Annotated in this window: 17 protein-coding genes; 12 read left to right on the top strand and 5 right to left on the bottom strand. The window is 65.7% G+C overall.

Going from position 1 to position 16,499, the window contains the following annotated elements:
* Together DFR29_RS28390 and DFR29_RS28385 are read left to right on the top strand one after the other, a co-directional pair.
* Nucleotides 1-816 (top strand): hypothetical protein (locus DFR29_RS28390; RefSeq protein WP_208113767.1); only part of this gene is annotated, 816 nt, incomplete at its 5' end.
* A gap of 148 nt (nucleotides 817-964) precedes the next feature.
* Nucleotides 965-1,513: a GTP-binding protein gene (locus tag DFR29_RS28385; RefSeq protein ID WP_133822019.1), complete on the top strand. Its 549-nt coding sequence runs from the start codon at nucleotides 965-967 to the stop codon at nucleotides 1,511-1,513.
* Between the two features lie 340 nt (nucleotides 1,514-1,853).
* Here the strand turns inward: DFR29_RS28385 and DFR29_RS28380 are convergent, their stop codons facing one another.
* Nucleotides 1,854-2,342, bottom strand: a complete 489-nt coding sequence (locus tag DFR29_RS28380; RefSeq protein WP_133822018.1) for a hypothetical protein — start codon at nucleotides 2,340-2,342, stop codon at nucleotides 1,854-1,856.
* A gap of 482 nt (nucleotides 2,343-2,824) precedes the next feature.
* Between DFR29_RS28380 and DFR29_RS28375 the strand changes: the two genes are divergently transcribed.
* From DFR29_RS28375 to DFR29_RS28355, 5 genes are all read left to right on the top strand, one after another.
* On the top strand, nucleotides 2,825-3,082 hold the full coding sequence (locus tag DFR29_RS28375; protein WP_133822017.1) for a helix-turn-helix domain-containing protein: 258 nt from the start codon (nucleotides 2,825-2,827) through the stop codon (nucleotides 3,080-3,082).
* 177 nt (nucleotides 3,083-3,259) lie between these two features.
* Entirely contained in the window at nucleotides 3,260-3,811 is a 552-nt protein-coding gene (locus tag DFR29_RS28370; protein ID WP_133822016.1) for an ECF-type sigma factor, read from the top strand.
* Nucleotides 3,808-6,717: a serine/threonine-protein kinase gene (locus tag DFR29_RS28365; protein ID WP_133822015.1), complete on the top strand. Its 2,910-nt coding sequence runs from the start codon at nucleotides 3,808-3,810 to the stop codon at nucleotides 6,715-6,717. The genes DFR29_RS28370 and DFR29_RS28365 overlap by 4 nt, the downstream gene beginning before the upstream one ends.
* A gap of 78 nt (nucleotides 6,718-6,795) precedes the next feature.
* Complete coding sequence (locus tag DFR29_RS28360) at nucleotides 6,796-8,376, top strand: hypothetical protein (RefSeq protein WP_133822014.1); 1,581 nt, start codon at nucleotides 6,796-6,798, stop codon at nucleotides 8,374-8,376.
* Nucleotides 8,373-9,314, top strand: coding sequence for a hypothetical protein (locus tag DFR29_RS28355; RefSeq protein ID WP_133822013.1), 942 nt, complete (start codon nucleotides 8,373-8,375; stop codon nucleotides 9,312-9,314). Before DFR29_RS28360 ends, DFR29_RS28355 begins: the two co-directional genes overlap by 4 nt.
* A gap of 220 nt (nucleotides 9,315-9,534) precedes the next feature.
* On the opposite strand, the gene DFR29_RS28350 is transcribed toward DFR29_RS28355, so the two are convergent.
* The 3 genes from DFR29_RS28350 to DFR29_RS28340 all read right to left on the bottom strand — a co-directional run bounded on the left by DFR29_RS28350 (nucleotide 9,535) and on the right by DFR29_RS28340 (nucleotide 12,546).
* Complete coding sequence (locus DFR29_RS28350; protein WP_133822012.1) at nucleotides 9,535-10,452, bottom strand: SGNH/GDSL hydrolase family protein; 918 nt, start codon at nucleotides 10,450-10,452, stop codon at nucleotides 9,535-9,537.
* Nucleotides 10,453-10,557: 105 nt separating this feature from the next.
* The gene (locus DFR29_RS28345; RefSeq protein ID WP_133822011.1) at nucleotides 10,558-11,013 is read right to left on the bottom strand and encodes a hypothetical protein; all 456 of its coding nucleotides are present in this window, start codon (nucleotides 11,011-11,013) and stop codon (nucleotides 10,558-10,560) included.
* Nucleotides 11,014-11,310: 297 nt separating this feature from the next.
* Nucleotides 11,311-12,546: a helix-turn-helix transcriptional regulator gene (locus DFR29_RS28340; RefSeq protein WP_133822010.1), complete on the bottom strand. Its 1,236-nt coding sequence runs from the start codon at nucleotides 12,544-12,546 to the stop codon at nucleotides 11,311-11,313.
* 76 nt (nucleotides 12,547-12,622) lie between these two features.
* Between DFR29_RS28340 and DFR29_RS28335 the strand changes: the two genes are divergently transcribed.
* From DFR29_RS28335 to DFR29_RS28325, 3 genes are all read left to right on the top strand, one after another.
* On the top strand, nucleotides 12,623-13,099 hold the full coding sequence (locus tag DFR29_RS28335) for a hypothetical protein (RefSeq protein ID WP_133822009.1): 477 nt from the start codon (nucleotides 12,623-12,625) through the stop codon (nucleotides 13,097-13,099).
* The gene (locus DFR29_RS28330) at nucleotides 13,083-13,358 is read left to right on the top strand and encodes a hypothetical protein (protein ID WP_133822008.1); all 276 of its coding nucleotides are present in this window, start codon (nucleotides 13,083-13,085) and stop codon (nucleotides 13,356-13,358) included. Before DFR29_RS28335 ends, DFR29_RS28330 begins: the two co-directional genes overlap by 17 nt.
* A 236-nt stretch (nucleotides 13,359-13,594) precedes the next feature.
* Nucleotides 13,595-13,972, top strand: coding sequence for a helix-turn-helix domain-containing protein (locus DFR29_RS28325; RefSeq protein WP_166654418.1), 378 nt, complete (start codon nucleotides 13,595-13,597; stop codon nucleotides 13,970-13,972).
* Between the two features lie 265 nt (nucleotides 13,973-14,237).
* Here DFR29_RS28325 and DFR29_RS28320 read toward each other — a convergent pair whose 3' ends face one another.
* Complete coding sequence (locus DFR29_RS28320) at nucleotides 14,238-14,852, bottom strand: hypothetical protein (RefSeq protein WP_133822006.1); 615 nt, start codon at nucleotides 14,850-14,852, stop codon at nucleotides 14,238-14,240.
* A gap of 136 nt (nucleotides 14,853-14,988) precedes the next feature.
* Here DFR29_RS28320 and DFR29_RS28315 point away from each other — a divergent pair, with 136 nt between their 5' ends.
* Both DFR29_RS28315 and DFR29_RS28310 read left to right on the top strand, forming a co-directional pair.
* Nucleotides 14,989-15,309: a helix-turn-helix domain-containing protein gene (locus DFR29_RS28315; protein WP_133822005.1), complete on the top strand. Its 321-nt coding sequence runs from the start codon at nucleotides 14,989-14,991 to the stop codon at nucleotides 15,307-15,309.
* A gap of 672 nt (nucleotides 15,310-15,981) precedes the next feature.
* Nucleotides 15,982-16,499 (top strand): hypothetical protein (locus DFR29_RS28310; RefSeq protein WP_208113766.1); only part of this gene is annotated, 518 nt, incomplete at its 3' end.

The following is a 16,499-nucleotide window of genomic DNA, read 5'->3' as shown; positions in this document are numbered from 1 at the left end:
GCACGCTCGCGCACTTCCTTCGGAAAATTTGCTGACTTGCTCATTGCTCCATCCTCTCAAGAGATGGAGTCTCCGGGGAAGCCGGGGCGGTTCACGTCGCAGTGTTATGTGGTTGAAGGCACTGCAGCGTCTCTGGTTTCGGCTCTGCGTGGCGTGATCGCTGCATCTCGAAACCACGGCGCTGCAGTGAAACCAAGCGCCGTGGACGGCTCTCCGGCGCGTTGCCCAGTGGGCGATGCATCTGCTTTGATGGAGCTGACCCACGACGCGTGGAGGGGGCGCGACATCGACGCAGACATAGCCGGCCGCCGGATCAGCATCCGTGCCTCCCGCGGTCGTGTCATGGCGGGAACGCTCAGCGATATGCTGGCTGCGCGCGACGCGCTGGGTCAGGGCGCAGAAGTCCGCGGATTCACCGTCGTCCCCGAACGCCATCCTAGCGTGGGTGAAATTTCGTGGAGCCTTGATGCGTTTCTGGTCGAGGGCGCTCTGCGCAGCCGACAGGCGCTGCCTGCGTTCGCGGGCAGTGCTTACGGGCTGCGTGATTGGCCAGATCTCGGTTCTGCCTGCGAAACGTTAACGCCGTTGCGCATCGCCAGCTGGCTGCAGCAGCGATCCGGGAACGTGCTGGAGCGCGCAGAAAAAGCTGGTATTGGTGCGGACGAAGTGAACGCGTGCTTGTGGGCGTTTCGCGCCAGCAACTTGCTCGTCGTCGGCGAGCCACGAACAGTTCCTGTGCCGTCCGCGGCTCAGGTACCGCGTGTTGCGATCCCCTTGTTGAGCAAGCTCGCGGCTCGATTCGGGCTGGCGTGGTGAAGCCTGCAGCCGATTGCGTCGTTCCACACGATGGCTATCCAGCGACGGTACAAACACTGCGCGGTCGGTGGATGGTCTTGCGGTAGCTAGAAAGCGGTAAGCGGCGCAGTGTGTCGCCATCGGATGCTACGGGTTTTACAGGAAGACCATGACGAACCAGATCTCCGTCGTCGATGCGTTGTCGACCAAACTGGTGTTTGTCGGCCCGATGGGGGCCGGCAAGACCACCGCCATCGCTTCGATTGCGGACTCCCCACCTGTTTCCACCGATATGCCCATGTGCGGGCCGACGACGGGCGACAAGACCTCGACCACGGTGGCGATGGATTTTGCGACCGTCAGGATCGGAGACGGTCACAGCGTGTTCCTCTACGGTTGCCCAGGCCAAGATCATTTCGAGTTCATGCGATCGATCTTGCTCCAGGGCGCTTTCGGCGCGATCGTCGTGCTGAACGGTGCCGATCCGGAAGTTGTGGGCCTATGCAGTTATTGGGCTCGCATCGTCTCGGACTTCGATGCATCGTTGCCCATCGTGATCGGTATCACCCGAACTGACGAGGTGCCGCAGTTCGATTTGATCGCGGTGCGCAAAGCCATGCGTGCGCAAGGCATCGCCGCTCCGGTTTTCACGTTCGACGCGCGCAATCGGCAGCAGACAACTCAACTCGTCCGCGCGCTCCTGCTGCTGCTGGAGTAGTTGCTGGTGATCGAGCGAACCTGTGCTTCGTGACTTGAGATTTCGGATCAGCAATATTGCCTGCGCGCCTTCCGATAAGGGGGCGGGCACATGCTTCTCCGCATCAGAATGCTGAACGAACTTCCCGTACGCATCGTTTTTTCGGTTGCACATCGATGCTCTACGCGCAGTCTGGTTGTTCGATCATGACCAGCCGGATAGCTTGTCGGTTCGCCTGGGTGCACCGTTCTGTACGGCCTATGGCGTCGTTCACAAGCCCGGCGACCCAACCCCCACGTCAGGGATGTGTTGACCGCGTGAACTCGTTTCGAACGGTTTAGCCCCAGATCACAGGTAAGTATCAGCGCCGCTTGAAGCGGCCTGCTGAGACAGGGAACGGCGATCGCATCAGCTTGGGCAGCACGGCGCTGAACACCGGATTGACGTTTCCCTCATGAATCCGTTGTTGCAGGACGCAGCCCGCGATCAGGCGCGCCAGCTCCAGCGGAAGCGGTTCGGGGGTCTCGTCCCAAAACTGCCAACGCAGATTGTGGGTCCAATCCCGTTCGGATTGCCGGGCACGGGCACGCAGCATGGCGTCCACTTCCGTTGCTTCGGCGTCGCTTTGAGCGCGCGCCATCACCAAAGCGTCGCAGGCTTGTCGTCCGGGCAAGCGCAAGAACTCGCCGTGCGCCGACAAGCAAAGGCCAAGGGCATGCAGGCGGCCGTTGGCTGTGCCCGTGCCGGTTTGGGTTTCGGGCTCCTCGGCGATGGCGACGGCGGCCTGAAGCGGCGTCCGGCCGAGAATGGCGGCGATAGAGCTCTCTTCGGCTGAAGCGGATGCGTTCATGAAGGGGGAGGCCAGTTGAGGCGCGCACTGCCTAAGCCAAGAAGCCGCCGTGTTGGTCGCCGGCTCAACGCCGCTGGCGTTACGGCTCGCGGAGATGGCCTCCCACGCTTGCGTCAGCGCCGGCCACGCGGCTGGTACGGTGGGCCAGCAGAGCGCTTGCACGCGCACCCGTTTACCGGTCTGATCGCGCGCCTGAACGCTGGCCGCGAACGCTACCCTGCCCAGCGCGGGGGGCGTAGGAGCGAGGTGCGGATTTCGAGGAGCCGCATGCTGGCGTACCGGGTTCGGGCGGAGGCGAGTTTTGATCATCGATGGAGCCTTGCTTGGGCCGACGTGCGGACGGACGTTGGCTGGTCGTGACGGTTGGGGCTGAAGCATGCTAGTGGCATTAATTGTAAGGTTCAAGCATTGCATGTTGATGTTTTAAACATCAAATCAGACGTATGGAGCTGTTTTGTCAACGTATTTGAAAGGATTTACGGATGATCACTGCTGACCAACTTCGGGCAGCGCGCGCGCTGGCAGGCATGGACCAAAAGACCTTGGCGGAGAAAGCCGGTGTGTCGCTGCCGACCATCCAGCGCATGGAGGCCAGTCCCGGCAACGTGCGTGGCGTCGTCGAGACCTTGACCAAGATCGTCGCGGCGTTGGATCAGGCGGGCATCGAACTCATCGGCGAGAACATGCCCAGCCACGGCCAAGGGCGCGGGGTGCGCCTGAAGCAGCCCAGCAGGCTCTGACGGTGGTGGCCCCGTTCGCCCGTCTTCCTGAAGCTGCCATAGGGGCTGGTGGGACATCCGCTTGTCCGCTGCATTGCGGACGGACGGCGCAAAATTGAGGCCTGGACGAGCCTTAAGATGGCCCGACTTCGGAGCCGTCGGAGTGGGGCCGGGAGCCACCGTGATTGAGGACGGGTTGTGATCAAACCAACGGCGGACCACGCTGACGCAGCGGCATCGGACGACCTGTTCGCGTTGGCCTACAATGAGCTGAAGCGGTTGGCCCACCACGCGCGCCGCGAGCGGCGCTCCTACGAAACGCTGGACACGACCGCGCTGGTGCACGAAACGTATCTGAAGATCGGTGCGCACGAGCTGGCGCGTGGCAAAGAGCCCGGCTACTTGCGCGCCCTTGCGGCACGGGCGATGCGCCAGATCCTCGTGGACCGCGCTCGGCGGCGCATGGCGGACAAGCGCGGCGCTGGCGCTCCGCAGGTCACCTTGAACGGCCTGGAACCGGAAAGCTCGGCGCAGCCGTTTGACCTGGTCGCCGTCGATGCGGCGCTGACGCAGCTCGAAGCGCTTGACGCGCGTTTCGCGCAGGTCGTCGAGCTGCACGTGTTTGCTGGCATGCCGATCGCTCAGATCGCCACGCAGCTAGGGCTCAGCGAACGCACGGTCTTCCGCAGCTGGCGCGCGGCCCGGGCGTTTCTGATCGAGCAGCTCGCTGCATCGAGCATCGGGCAGTGAGCCTGCCGGCGACACAGTTTCGCCGGGTCTGCGACCTGTTCGATGCGGTGGTCGATTTGCCGCTTGCGCAACAAACAAACCGGCTGCGTGAACTGTGCGACGACCCGGCCCTGTGCGCCGAAGTCGAAGCGCTGCTGCGTGCCGACGCACAGGGGGGCGCTTTCGACGCCGCCGCGCGCGCGCAACGGGATCGTCTCGCTCAGGACGACGACGGTGCCGATGTGGACGCCGTGGCGACCAACGCCGCGCCCGCGTGGCGGGTCGTCCGCGAAGCGGGGCGTGGCGGCATGGGTATCGTGTATCTGGTCGAGCGCGGTACGGGTGAACTCCGGCAGCGCGGCGCACTGAAGGTTCTGCACCGCAGCGGTGATTCCGTCGTTGCGCTTGCCCGCTTCGATCGCGAACGCCGCGTCCTGGCGCAGCTGGATCATCCGGCGATCGCACGGTTGCTCGAAACAGGTCTCCGGGAAGACGGCGCGCCGTACCTCGTGATGGACTACGTCGACGGCGAGCCGATCGACCGCTACGTGGCGCAACGAAAACTGGGCTTGGGTGAACGGCTGTTGCTGTTCCTTGACGTGTGCGCCGCCGTCGCCCACGCGCACCGCCAACTGGTCGTACACCGCGACATCAAGCCGGCCAACGTGCTCGTTACGGAGGAAGGGCGCGTCAAACTCCTCGACTTCGGCATCGCGAAACTGCTGGACGATTCTGCGGGTACGGACCTTACGCGTACGCAAGGGGAGCCGCTGACACCACGCTACGCAGCACCCGAGCAGCTGAGCGGCGGACCGATCACGACGGCGACCGATGTCTACGGGTTGGGCGGTCTTTTCTACCTGCTGTTGACCGACCATGCGCCGCGCGGTGCCGATTGGCGCCCGGAACACGGTGCCTACGCCGACGACACGTTCGTCGCGCCCAGCCGGCGCGTCGAGCCGCAACGCGCACGCGCGCTGCGCGGTGATCTCGACGTGATCGCGTTGTGCGCCTTGCAGCCTTTGCCGGAGCGGCGCTACGCCAGCGTTGAGGCGTTTGCCGAGGACGTACGTCGGCATCGCGACGGCCGGCCGATCGTCGTTCGCCGCAGCAGCCGGCGGTATCTCGCCGGGCGGTTCATCGCGCGCCACCGCCTGTGGCTCGGCGCACTGCTGGCGGTGCTGGTGGTTTCCATCGCAGCTGCGGCGATCAGCATGCGGCAGGCGCGTCTGGCGCGCGAGAGCGCCGAGCACGCTGAGGCGGTGCGCCACTTCGTCGTGGGTGTGTTCGCCCAGGCCAGTCCGGACGAGAACAACGGCCAACCGTTCACCGCGCACCAGTTGCTCGATCGTGGCGCGCGGCAAGTCGCCGAGCTGGCCGCGACCCCCGCGGTGCAGGCCGATCTGATGAACGTGCTTGCCGGCCTGTATTCCGACCTCGGCGACTACGCGCGTGCCAGGACCATGGCGACGCAGGCCATCGAACGCGACAAGACCGACGCTGTTCCAGCAGACGTCCGGGCGCGCAGCCTGCTGGTCCTTGCGCAGGTCGAGACAGAGCTGCGCGATTTTGCCGCGGCCGCCGCGCACGTCGAGGCTGCGCGGGCGCTGGCCCAGAGGGCCGGCGCTGACGAAGAAGAACAGCGCGCTAGGCGCCTGGGTGTGGCTGCCCTGGTGGCGGCCGAGAACTACCAGCGTGCCGATCCCGAGTTGCGCGCGTTGATGGCGGACGACCGCGCGCGGTTCGGCGACAGCAGCGCGGCCGTCGCCGAGGACTGGATGCTGCTCGGCAAGATTCTCGACAACAACGCGCGCGGTGACGAAGCCATTGCGGCCATCCGGCAGGCGCTGCGGATCCTGCAGGAGCTGCCGCATGCGGCCAGCGCGCGCATCGATGCGCAGAACCGCCTGGGGCTGATGCTGCTGCACAAGCACGATCTGTCCGGCGCCGACGCTGTGCTGAAAACGGCGGAGGAATCGGCAACCCGGTTGTACGGTGCCGACAACATCCAGACATGGACCATCCGCTCGAACCGGATTCGAGCTGCAGAAATTGCCGGCCGTTTCGAGCAGGCCGCAGAGAGCCGCAATGCGCTGCTGCGGGTTGAGCGTGAGGCCCTGAACGGTTCCAATCCTGCACAAATTGCGAGCCATGCGAAGTTCCTCGCCGCCGACTACCGGGAACTCGGGCGCTTCGCGGAAGCCGAAGCGCTGTTCCGGGAATCACTCGCCTTGTCGGACCGCGCTGCCGGTGCGGAGCGCGGCAACGACAGTGCCGACACGCTGCTGCACCTGGGCTACACCTTGCAGTTGCGGGGGCGCTACAGCGAAGCGGAAACGGCGATCCGTGAGGCGTACAGGATTGCTTCGCAGCACGAGCAGCCCACATCGCAATGGCTCAACGATACGCGCGGCCGGCTGGGCAACCTGCTGCGACTGGAAGGCCGCTACGCGGAGGCATTGGCCGAACTGCGCCCGGCCACGGAGGCGCTCGGTCAGGTTGGCTCCGGCGGCAATTCGATACTCGCCAACTTGCTGGCGCAGCTGAGCCTCGCTGAACTCGATGGCGGAGACGCCGCGACCGCGGACACGACGGCCACGCGCGCAACGGAACTGGCGCGACGCGTGTTCGAGCCCGGCAACTACCGCCTCGGCCTGTCGCTGTTCGCCGCGGCGCGCGCCAAGCTTGCCCTCGGCCGTGCGGACGCGGCGGTACCGTTGCTGCGCGAGGCGCTGTCGGTCCGCCGCCCACCGCATCCCGCCCACGATCCGCGTGTGTTGGAAGTGCAGGTGGCGCTGGTAACGGCGCTCGAAGCCACGGATCGGCTGCGCGAAGCCGGCGAGATCCGTGCAGCGATCCAACCGCGGCTGCGTAGCGACGATTCGCCCTACGCACGGCAGCTGCTCGGGCAGTTGGTCCCGCGCTGAGCGTCGCCCGCGGCGTCGACGGGGTGTGGCAGGGTCTTGTGGTGTTTTGCGTGTATGGCGGTTCCAGGAGGAAACGCCATGAACCACGTCTTGCCAGGATTGCTGCTGCTTTGCCTCTCCACCGTGCTCGCCCCGGCCTATGCGGTCGGGCTCCCGACGGGATCGCTCGATCCGAGTTTCGGCGACCATGGTTTTGTTCGACTCTACTTCGATGATCGGCTCGGGACGACGACCGATGACAGGGCGAAGTCGATCCAGATCCTACGCGGCGACCTCGGCGGCGGGGCGTTCGGTCCGAAATGGATTCTCGTCGCGGGGTCTGCCGGGCGCTACGTCGCCATCACGCGGCTGACCATGAACGGACAGATCGATCCCACGTTCGGCGCGAACGGCGTAGCGTTCTCTGCACGCACCAACGTATCGAGCTTCGGCGGCATGGTCGTCATGCCCAACGGCGACATCGTGATCGGCTACGCCGATGACTACTCCGGCCCTGACAGCGACAGCAGGGATTTCTTCATCGAAGCGTTTGCGTCGAACGGCCAGCCGAAAAACATCGGCGGCGATGAAACACCGAATCAGCTCAGCGTGGACCTCAGCAGTTCTGCCCCGGCTGCGAACGGACGGTGCAGCGACTACTACCGTGAAAACCGCGCACAACGCCTGATTCTCACCGCAGAGAACGGAATCGCGTTGGTCGGCGATATTGCTGTCTACAACGACGACGGGGACTTCGTCCGGCGTGACATCGCCACGGCCGAATTCAACGGCGCTACCTACGCCCCGGCCCGGCCGACGCTGGCGTGCACGGGAGCTGGCGGCCGGCTCGACGCGATGCGCTATCCGCCCGCGCGTGACAACATCAATGCGGATGCCGCCGTTCATGCTGCCGTGTCCGATGTCGGGGCGCACGTCCTGTATGCCGGCAGCGTCGATCCCGTTTACGATGCGCAAATTGCGCAATTGGGAGCAATGAACTACCGCGACCTGGCCATCGGCTACACGTACAACGATTCCTACGATCTCGGCGTGCCGGAAGGCTATTGGCAGCAACGCCAGAGCGATTTCTGGCAGATACGCACCGACACCCGGCCCGGAACGTTCGTCCTGTTCGGCGATGCGGAAAACGGTACGGTCGCCGGCGCGGTCCGCCGCCAGCCGATCGTCGCAACGGCGCAGGCGAATGCCTTGCAGCCGCTGTGGTTCTTCCCCGTCGGCGGCGCAGCCGATTCCATGGTCGCCGGTCTGGAAGGGTGGCGCCTGCCGGGTGCGCGCGACCTCATGCTGATCGGTGCGTCGAAATCCTGCAGCGTCGCGGGTTGCGGTGGCGATTGGGACAGCTTCGCCATCGGCGTCAGCAACGGCTCGACGGTTCTCAATGCTTACCAGCCGCAGGCCGCCTTCGGGGATCAGGGCTGGGTACGCCACCGCGTGCGCGACTACGACGGCAACGCTGCCAGCAGCGCGATCGCCTGGACCGGCGTACTCCAGGGAAACCTTTTTGGGAACGGTGACACCGACGTTTACGTCGCGGGCGAATTCCGATCGTCGGTCGACGACCACCTCGACATGTTCGTCGCCAAAGTGCGCGTCGCGAACGCGGGCGATCCGCCCTGGGTTGTTCCGGCCGACACGATTTTCCGGGACGGATTCCAATGAGCCGACTGCCGGTGGGTCTTGTGCGCACCACGGTGCTGTTGGTTCTCTGCTTCGTGCAATCAGCGCTGGGAGCCGGCACGCCCTCGCGCGGTACGCTCTACCTTTCTGCGCTGGGCGGCACGCTCTACCGGGCGAGCTACGTCTACGATGGCGGTGCGTTGTTCACGGTATCGCCGCCTGTGGCCGTCGCGCTCTTGAGGCGAGGTGGCAGCGTGCGGGTACTGCCAGGCGGCCGGGTCGTCGTCGTCGGTGCCGGGTATGTCTCGGTCTACGATCCGCGCGCGCACGCCGTGGCCCTCGTCAACTCGCTCACGAACGCCAACACCGCAACACTCGACCCGTCGGGAACGAGGCTCTGGGTCGGCTGGAAGGACACGGCGCTGTCCGAGGTGCCTTTGTCGCCGCTGGCCAACGGAACCGCGCATGCCGTCGGTGGCGACGACACGGTCGCCACGATGCTGGCGTTTGCGCCGGGGCAGGGAGCGTTCTACACCACCGGTGGAGAGTTCGAAAATGGAAACTTCGGCAGAATCAATCTTGCAACATTCTCGACAACCCGATTGGCGGCATCGGCTTACGCGACGGGCGTGGTGTACGACCCCTACAGCCAGTCGCTCATCACGGCCGGTCTGGGCCGCGCCCGGCAAATGGCGCCATCAAGTCCGGCAACCGTATTAAGTGCCCGCGACGACAGCGCCACCGGCGAAAACTACCTTATCTTGGAGCCGACCGGCGGAGGTCACTTGATCGGCACGCGCAGCGGCGGTGAGGCGCGCGTGCTGTTGATCGATTTCTCCCTGAGCGGGCGCATCGGCGATGCAACGACGAGTCTGCACTCGGCGGTACTGAGCACAATCACCGACCTCTCCGGCGGAGCAGGGTGGGACGGTGATCTTGTTTTCAGCGATGTGTTCGAGCTGCCAGCGTTAAGCCCCTGAGCAGAATACCAAGTCCGGCGGATTGATGGTTCAGCCAATGCAGGTTTAATGCGCCAATCCTCGGAAGGACGTTCGTGATCCGTCCGTGTTGTCGACGTACACGCCGGCCACGTCAAGCATTTCTTGGAGCTGTTCGATCAGAAAGCGACGTTGATCGATGGCAGCCATTTCTTGTGCCGCTGAGCGATAACGGCACGCTGGGTGCCGAGGTCCGACGGAACTAGCTTGCGGCCTGTTGTGCGAGGGCGCTCCGCAAAACGCCGTCGACTTTCCCGGCCAACCGCGTGAACCCGCGCGCGCTCGTGTGGATCTCGTCCGCCCAGTCGACTGCGTCGGTGAGGGTGCCCCGCAGGTCGGCCAGGAACACCGTTCCAGGGTGTTCTTCCGCCAGATCCGACAGGACGTCGTGGAACGCATCGACGAACGCTCGCCCCACGGTTTCGAGGAGCTCGCCGGCGCCGCGACCGAGCCGCGCCGCAGCCCACCGGGCGCGCTCCGACACACGAAGGTAATCGTAGCCGTGGATCACGATTGGCACGCGCCGGCCCATGCGTTCCGCCTTGGCGGTCACGAGGGCCACCAGGTCGCGGTAGGGCTGCGCGAAGGCGTTGGCGACGTGGCGCCGTACAGCGCCTGCGTCGAAGCCCTTCGATGAGCTCAGCGCCGACCCGATCAGGCCCAGGGCGCCACCCTTCACGTCGTTGCCGCCGGCGGACAGCAGGAGAGCGCCGGGACGCACGGACTGCATCGTGTAGATCAGGTCCTCGGCGCGGGAGACATGATCGGCACCGGCCACGCCCAGGTGGTCGAGCGGCAGCGTGCCGTAAGCCACTTGGTCGAGCGTGGAGCCCGAGATGGCCAGCGACGTCACTCGGTGACCGCTGTCGCGTCGAAGGCTGTCGGCAAGGTCGGTGGGGCCACGGTCGAGCCAGGAGTCGCCCTGCGCCAGCAGCCGCAGTGCCGTTGGGGAAGCCGGAGCGCCACCGGCTGCGGTTCGCTGGCGACGGGCAGCACTCAGCGCATCAAGGACGGGCAATTTCTTGGCGATGCCGGCTTCAACGATCTCAAGGTCGAGCGAGCGTTGGGTGCGCGGCGACGCGGCCGCCGAGCCCGCGCGACCTGTTTGGATAGGGGGCATGGACCACCTGAATATGAGGGATGCCGCCCCGAGGGCAGCCTTCCCAAGAGGTGACGGCGGTCGTGCCGTGCTTCAAGGCGCGGCCGCGCAACGCAGCGAGGGAGATCAGCCTCGACGGAGGGGCCGCCGCGGTTCAACGGGCGGCCGCGGTCGGAGGATGCGAGCTGGGTTTCCGTCCCGGTCGGCCGGCGGCGTGTAGACGGTTTCGACGGCGCACGCGCAGCTCACCTTCCACTGCCGGAGCGACCACCGTCGCACCTCGTCGTTCGCCTCCTCCCAAGCGTCGATGAAACGCTGCAAGCGGGGCAGCAGAAGATGCCTCATTCCGACCCGGCGCGCGATGCGGTCCATCTGCTGTTGCAACCGCACCGGATCGTGCCAGGCCAGCGCTCGCGTTGAGCGGGACGGTGCGATCGCGATCATTTCGCCGAATGATTTCTCCAGTTCCCAACGCGACATCGATCGGAGCGGGCCTCGGTCGCCGGGCGGTGATCGGACGGGCGCGTTTGGGTGTGCTTTTGAGCGGTCGGGGCGAACGCGCGCGGCGACGGTCGACGTCATGGTTTTCTCCGGATGGGACCAACCAATGTAGTCCTGCCGGGCGGGTTGTCGAGGGACGTCCTGAGACGCAGTCGGCAGTTTTCGGTTTCGCTTGGTGCGTTCTACTCATCCCTGGTTCGTGGACTCGCTGGGATCTGCGGCTTGCCGCGTTCCGCTTCTTCGCGATGCGTTTGATCTTGGCGGTTTCGACGACCTCAGCGTCCTCGGCGTTCACAATGCCGCACCATGGGGCTCAGGTGTTGAAGAAGCCGTGGCGGGGCAGGCTGTTCTCGTCGGTCCAGGTGACCTCGGGCCAAACTAGGTATTCCCGCTGCGCCCACCGACCGGCGCTCCATATTTGAGCTGAGTTGCTCCTCGCCCATCAATGGCTGACGGCAACGTCGAGACTGGCCCCAGCACTTCGCGCAGCGCCAGGACCGCCGCCACGAGACCGGTCTGATTCTCGACGCCGACCTTGTCGAACACGGCTTTCAAGCGCGTGCGCGCCGTCGCCGACGCAATGCCCAGACCAGAGGCGGTCCGCGTCAGGTCGTGCCTCTTGGCGAGCGCTTCGGCCAATGCCGCTTCGCCCGAGGTCAGTCCGTAGGCGTCGCGGAGCGCGTCGCGCAGACGGTCGCTCGTCGATCCGGCCGCCGCTTCCAGAAGCCGGACGAACACCACCACGGGTGCGGCGCCCCCCGGGTGCAGACGATGCACCGCTGCGTGCCCGATGGGGCCACCGGCGGGGTCGCGCAGCAGAAACGCGTGGGCCGGCGGCGCGCCCATCCGCGGAGCAGCGCTGGCGGCCAGGACGGCGCCCGCCATAGCCACCTCGGAGGCCGGATGAACCGCCATCAGCCTTCCGCGCCAAACCTTCAGCCCCAGCCCGCTCGACAGGCATCGGTCCGCAGCGACGTTTGTGCGAACAAGCCTACCTTCTCCATCGAGCAAGAAGACCAGCAGCGCCAAGTGGTCCACGACGGCTGTCAGTCGGCGATGCTGGTCCGACAGCGCGTCGAAGCGCTGGCGCAGGGCGCAAGCGTTCGACCAGTGCGGCGCGAGCGATCGCAGCAGACGCAGCTCTTCCGTTGTATATGGGCCGGCCTGAGACGAACGGAGCAGGGTCAGGCTGCCCACCGCCCGGGCGTCGCTCAGGCCGATCAGGCCGGCGCCGTGCGCGACCCCCAGGTGGTGCAGGAAGTCGCGGTAGAACACCGTCTGCTTGAGTTCCGAGACGGGCATGATGTCGTCCGAACTCAGGATCATGCCGTCATGCCGGTGCGCCACCGCCCGCGCCGCGCGCCAAGGGTTGTGCCCAGCGTAACGTCGTTCGTAGGCCAGCGCCGACACGGTTTCCGCACCGTAGAACGACGGCAGCGCGTCCCGTTGGAGCGTGAGGTCTGTGACGACGAACGCGCCGGCCGAACTGTGGGTCGCCCGGCACACGCCAGCAAGGAATGCGTCCGACCATTCGGGACCGTCGAGGTCCGCGTAGAGCGCGCCGATCAGGCCGTCCAGTTCATTGTTGGCTTTGTTGCTTTTGTCAAGTCCCATCTGAGGCTCCTGCCGCTGACGTCCTGCGTTCACCGTGATCCCCGCCGCCAAGGAGGCGGTTCGCCCAGGGGTATCCGTGAACACGACCATCTTTCCAACGACCTTCGCGTTCGTTCTGACCGCGCTGTTGCTCGTTGCCGCCAACTTCGCGGCGGCGGCCGAGCCCCAGGCCACCTTGCGCCCGGAACGGGTGCGCGGCTTCGTCATCGAGAACGCCACCACAGTGCTGGTTCGCGAAGGTCGCGAGTCGATCCGCCGGATCGTGCTCGACGGCCCTTGCGCGAGCTTGGCGACGACGGCTCGCGTGGACTTCCAGATCGGCGGCGCGGTGCTGAGCAGCGACGAGGCCGGGCGGGACGTTTCTGTGGTACTGAAGAACGCACCGCCGGTCGTTTCGACCGGCACGCCGCACCTGAATCTGGTCGCCGCCCAGGGCGACGCACGCACGGCGTGCCGCGTGGCGCGCATTGAGGCCGCCACCTCCGCCGATTTCGACTCCGCGGGCCGTCCAGGTGATGTGCGGGACCAGCGCCGCGATGCCGCTGGCCGCTGACACCTCGGCGTACTTCGAAATCCAAAGGGTCGCCGCCTTGGTGGCCGAAGCCGCCGCACCGCACGCACCCGGCTTCGATCCCACCCCACGCCTGCGTGTCGAGCTGCAGCGCGTCCTGCGCGACGTACCCGAGGTCCGGATACCTCCCGAACTCAGGGACGCGCTGCTCACCGGCGCGGTCCTCGGGCCGGAGGCCGCACGGTGGCTGCCGACGATTCGTCGGTGGCTCACGGACGAGTGCTCCCGCACCGGACTCTGAACCACCGGGGTCCAAACCCTTCCCCGGGTGTTGGTCGCCCGGCACGGCGACCTTTGGGAGCGCGGACGCGCTCCCCTTTTTGCTCGTACGGTGTGTTTCTTCGATGGTCCACGACTGAGCCCGCGCGACGGCTTGGAGGCTCGAGCATGGCGTACTCGTTAAACAGGTACAAACATGTTTTTCGGATACACCGCCATCGGATTCTAACCTGCGGTTTTCCTACGCGGGCTCGTTCGATGAAACGCACGTCGCTGCACACGCCGGAGTACGCCACCGTTGTGGCTCTGCTCCGGGATTTGCGGCTGGAGGCCGGGCTGTCGCAATCGGAAGCGGCGGCGGAGCTTGAACGCCCACAAACCTGGCTCTCCGCTCTCGAAGTAGGCGGGCGTGGCTTGGATCTCGTCCAGGTACGCGAGCTCGCGGCCGTCTACGGGGTGGATTTCCCAAACTTCGCGGTACGCCTGGAGCAACGTCTCAAGGACCCTCCTTACCGGCCGCCGCGGCGCCGACGGGTGGACGCCGGGATCCCGGTGGTTCCGGAAGCGCCCGCTATGCGGCCGGGTAAGATTTCCGGCAAGCCGAAAAGAAACACGGGGCGCAAGCCATCCAAGTGACGAACCTTGCCGGAGAAGCCCGCAGGGTTCGAGGGTTCCACGGTGTTTACGGTTCGCTGTGCCGGTCCCGTGCGTGCGACGCTACCGTCCGGGATTTGCGAACCGTCGATGGTAGCGGCATCGCTGACCGGCTGTCACCGATGGGAAGACGGCGTCGGTTTCGAAGACTCAGGCGGGGCAGGCACGCGCGAATCGCGGCAAGCGCTGGCGGGATGACGGCGAATCATCCGGTGCGCTTTCCGCCCGAGATGCGCTGAGTTCCGAATCAGTGGCGGTTGAGCGCGTGCGATACGTCTTCAAGCAGTGCGTTCGCGGTCGCGATGGTGAGGCTTCCGACAATCGGGATGGTGCGGCCGTCCGCCTCCAGTTCGAGCTGAAACGAGATCGGCACATAGGCTTCCGCATCAGCGTGATGGCGTGCCGCACCAGCGGCGGCGAGACCCCCGATCACCCCGTTGCCACCGATGAAGATTCCATTGGTTCCTGTTTGCACATTTCGGCAGACGAGCCGACGGATGTTCCGCACGGGAACTACCTTGCCGTTGCGCAGCCGAATGCCCTGCAAGCTCACCGCAAACGTCCCTGCGGGCGCGCGACGACTACGGAACTTCGACAGTGAACCTGCACGACTGAAGACGTACGAGGCCGCGAGAATGAACCCCATGAAGGTGCCGACAATCACGGCGGGAAGCATGCCTTTATACATACCCCAGGCGACGTAGCCGCCCATGAAGGTGCCGATCAGCAGCAACGGCCACGGGGCGGTAAGGCCCTTCGCTCCGGTGACGTCGAAATGGGTCCAGCCATCGGCCGTTGGCGTAGCGGTGTAGGAACTCTCGTGAATGCTGGCGCGGGGCCGGGTGGCGGCGACGGTGCTCATTGCGCTTTCCCCTTGATTTGTGTGGACGGAGCGGTCTTGGGCTCGCTCCGGTTGCACCGAAAGCTACGATAATCGTAGTATCGTGTACAAGCGAAAACTACGACTCTCGTAGGCTCCCGTTCAGTCTGGTCGGAGCATGCGAAAGTCACCCAAAGCAGTTTTCTGCGCACGGCTCAAAGCCGCTCGTCGGGGTGCGCGCATGTCGCAAAAGGACTTGGGGATTGCAGCGGGACTGGACGAGTTCGTGGCGAGCACCCGGGTCAATCGGTACGAAACCGGCGTGCACGAGCCCGACATGGAGACGGCAGGACGCTTGGCGCAGGCCTTGGGCGTGCCGCTCGCTTACTTGTTCGCCGACGACGATCGCCAAGCGCGTTTGCTTCTGGCCTTCGCCGCGTTGTCCAAGGGGCGACAAGATGCCTTTCTCGCCGAGATTGAGCGAGCGGCGGACACGTAGACCTCGCTATCGCTGTGCGGGGCATCCATCTCAACGCAAGCGGATGTATCGAGCGCGACCTCACAAGCTGAAGCGCGCGGAAATGCGGCGGCTAGTTCCTTTGCTCGGCCGTACGCCTGCGTACGCGCGCAATCAGGCGGGTCGCCCGCGCGTAGGAGCGTGAGCGTGCTCGGCAATTTTTAGCTAGCAAGTAAGAATCTAAAAAGTCAGCATACGAGCAAGCAGACGGCAGCGTTCCTTCGGAAGGCGAATGCTGCCGAGCTGCCACACGGACAGATGGCGTCGGCGCGGGGCAGGCCGTTCATGGTTCCAGTACGCTAGGCGCGGAACTTGCTCAAGCGACTGGCGACCGGTGCCGAAGCAGTACGTTTTTAGCGAACGGGGGCGTTTTGACGTCATGGCGGGCGTTTCTTGCCTCCCTGGGGAAGTCGATCGGACTGTGGGTTAGCCGCGCCGACCGTTCTGGGATGCTGGCCGGCTCGGATGCCGTGATCACGTTTGGCGCGAATTCGCGTTTTACACAGAAGCAGCTACCTCAGCACCGTGCTCCGTTGCAGCGCGAGGCGGGTGACTCGCCCGTCACGTACGGCGAAGCAGTTCGGGGTGCGAGAAGCAGCGTCGTTGCGGCAGTCAATGCGGTCGGGAGCTACAGGGGACATCATGGGAACTGCCGTGGGAACGCGATTCGGTCGTGCGCTGCTGGGCGTCTGCTGCTGGCTGCTCTCCGGCGCCGCGCTGGCTCAGGCCGGCAGCGTGCCGCCGCCGGGTGCGAGCTGCGTCGTCACCGCGGGTAACCGCAATGCGCCGCTGGTCGCCGACGGCAGCTACATCGTGTTCGGCATTCCCGGTTCCCTCGGCGCGATCCGCGCCCGCGCCGTTTGCTCCGACGGTTCCCTGGGCCAGAGCGCCGCCGGCTTCACCGACCCCCTGCAGGACGCCCAGGTCGAACTCGGTCCCATTCAGTTCGGCCAGTTCACGCCCTCGCCGCAGGGTCTGAGCCTCAGCGCGCCGCAGCGCCAGCTCGACGCCGGCGCCGAGTCCCAGCTCAAGGCCACGGCCGTGGCTGCCGACGGCTCCGAGCACGACGTCACGCCACGCAGCGAAGGCACGGTCTACGCCCTGTCCAGCGCGTTGCTCGCCTCGGTCACGGAAAACGGTCGCGTCACCATCCACGCCGATTTCGCCCCCGG

The sequence above is a fragment of the Tahibacter aquaticus genome (assembly GCF_004363655.1).
Taxonomy (GTDB): Bacteria; Pseudomonadota; Gammaproteobacteria; order Xanthomonadales; family Rhodanobacteraceae; genus Tahibacter; species Tahibacter aquaticus.
Note: the sequence above shows the minus strand (reverse complement) of the source record. Positions and strands in the feature narration are given on the sequence as shown.

Bases quoted from the DNA above. Each gene is read 5' to 3' on its own strand.
- DFR29_RS28385 (WP_133822019.1), top strand. From the start codon at position 965: ATGACGAACCAGATCTCCGTCGTCGATGCGTTGTCGACCAAACTGGTG.
- DFR29_RS28380 (WP_133822018.1), bottom strand. From the start codon at position 2,342: ATGAACGCATCCGCTTCAGCCGAAGAGAGCTCTATCGCCGCCATTCTC.
- DFR29_RS28375 (WP_133822017.1), top strand. From the start codon at position 2,825: ATGATCACTGCTGACCAACTTCGGGCAGCGCGCGCGCTGGCAGGCATG.
- DFR29_RS28360 (WP_133822014.1), top strand. From the start codon at position 6,796: ATGAACCACGTCTTGCCAGGATTGCTGCTGCTTTGCCTCTCCACCGTG.
- DFR29_RS28355 (WP_133822013.1), top strand. From the start codon at position 8,373: ATGAGCCGACTGCCGGTGGGTCTTGTGCGCACCACGGTGCTGTTGGTT.
- DFR29_RS28350 (WP_133822012.1), bottom strand. From the start codon at position 10,452: ATGCCCCCTATCCAAACAGGTCGCGCGGGCTCGGCGGCCGCGTCGCCG.
- DFR29_RS28345 (WP_133822011.1), bottom strand. From the start codon at position 11,013: ATGACGTCGACCGTCGCCGCGCGCGTTCGCCCCGACCGCTCAAAAGCA.
- DFR29_RS28340 (WP_133822010.1), bottom strand. From the start codon at position 12,546: ATGGGACTTGACAAAAGCAACAAAGCCAACAATGAACTGGACGGCCTG.
- DFR29_RS28330 (WP_133822008.1), top strand. From the start codon at position 13,083: ATGCCGCTGGCCGCTGACACCTCGGCGTACTTCGAAATCCAAAGGGTC.
- DFR29_RS28325 (WP_166654418.1), top strand. From the start codon at position 13,595: ATGAAACGCACGTCGCTGCACACGCCGGAGTACGCCACCGTTGTGGCT.
- DFR29_RS28320 (WP_133822006.1), bottom strand. From the start codon at position 14,852: ATGAGCACCGTCGCCGCCACCCGGCCCCGCGCCAGCATTCACGAGAGT.
- DFR29_RS28315 (WP_133822005.1), top strand. From the start codon at position 14,989: ATGCGAAAGTCACCCAAAGCAGTTTTCTGCGCACGGCTCAAAGCCGCT.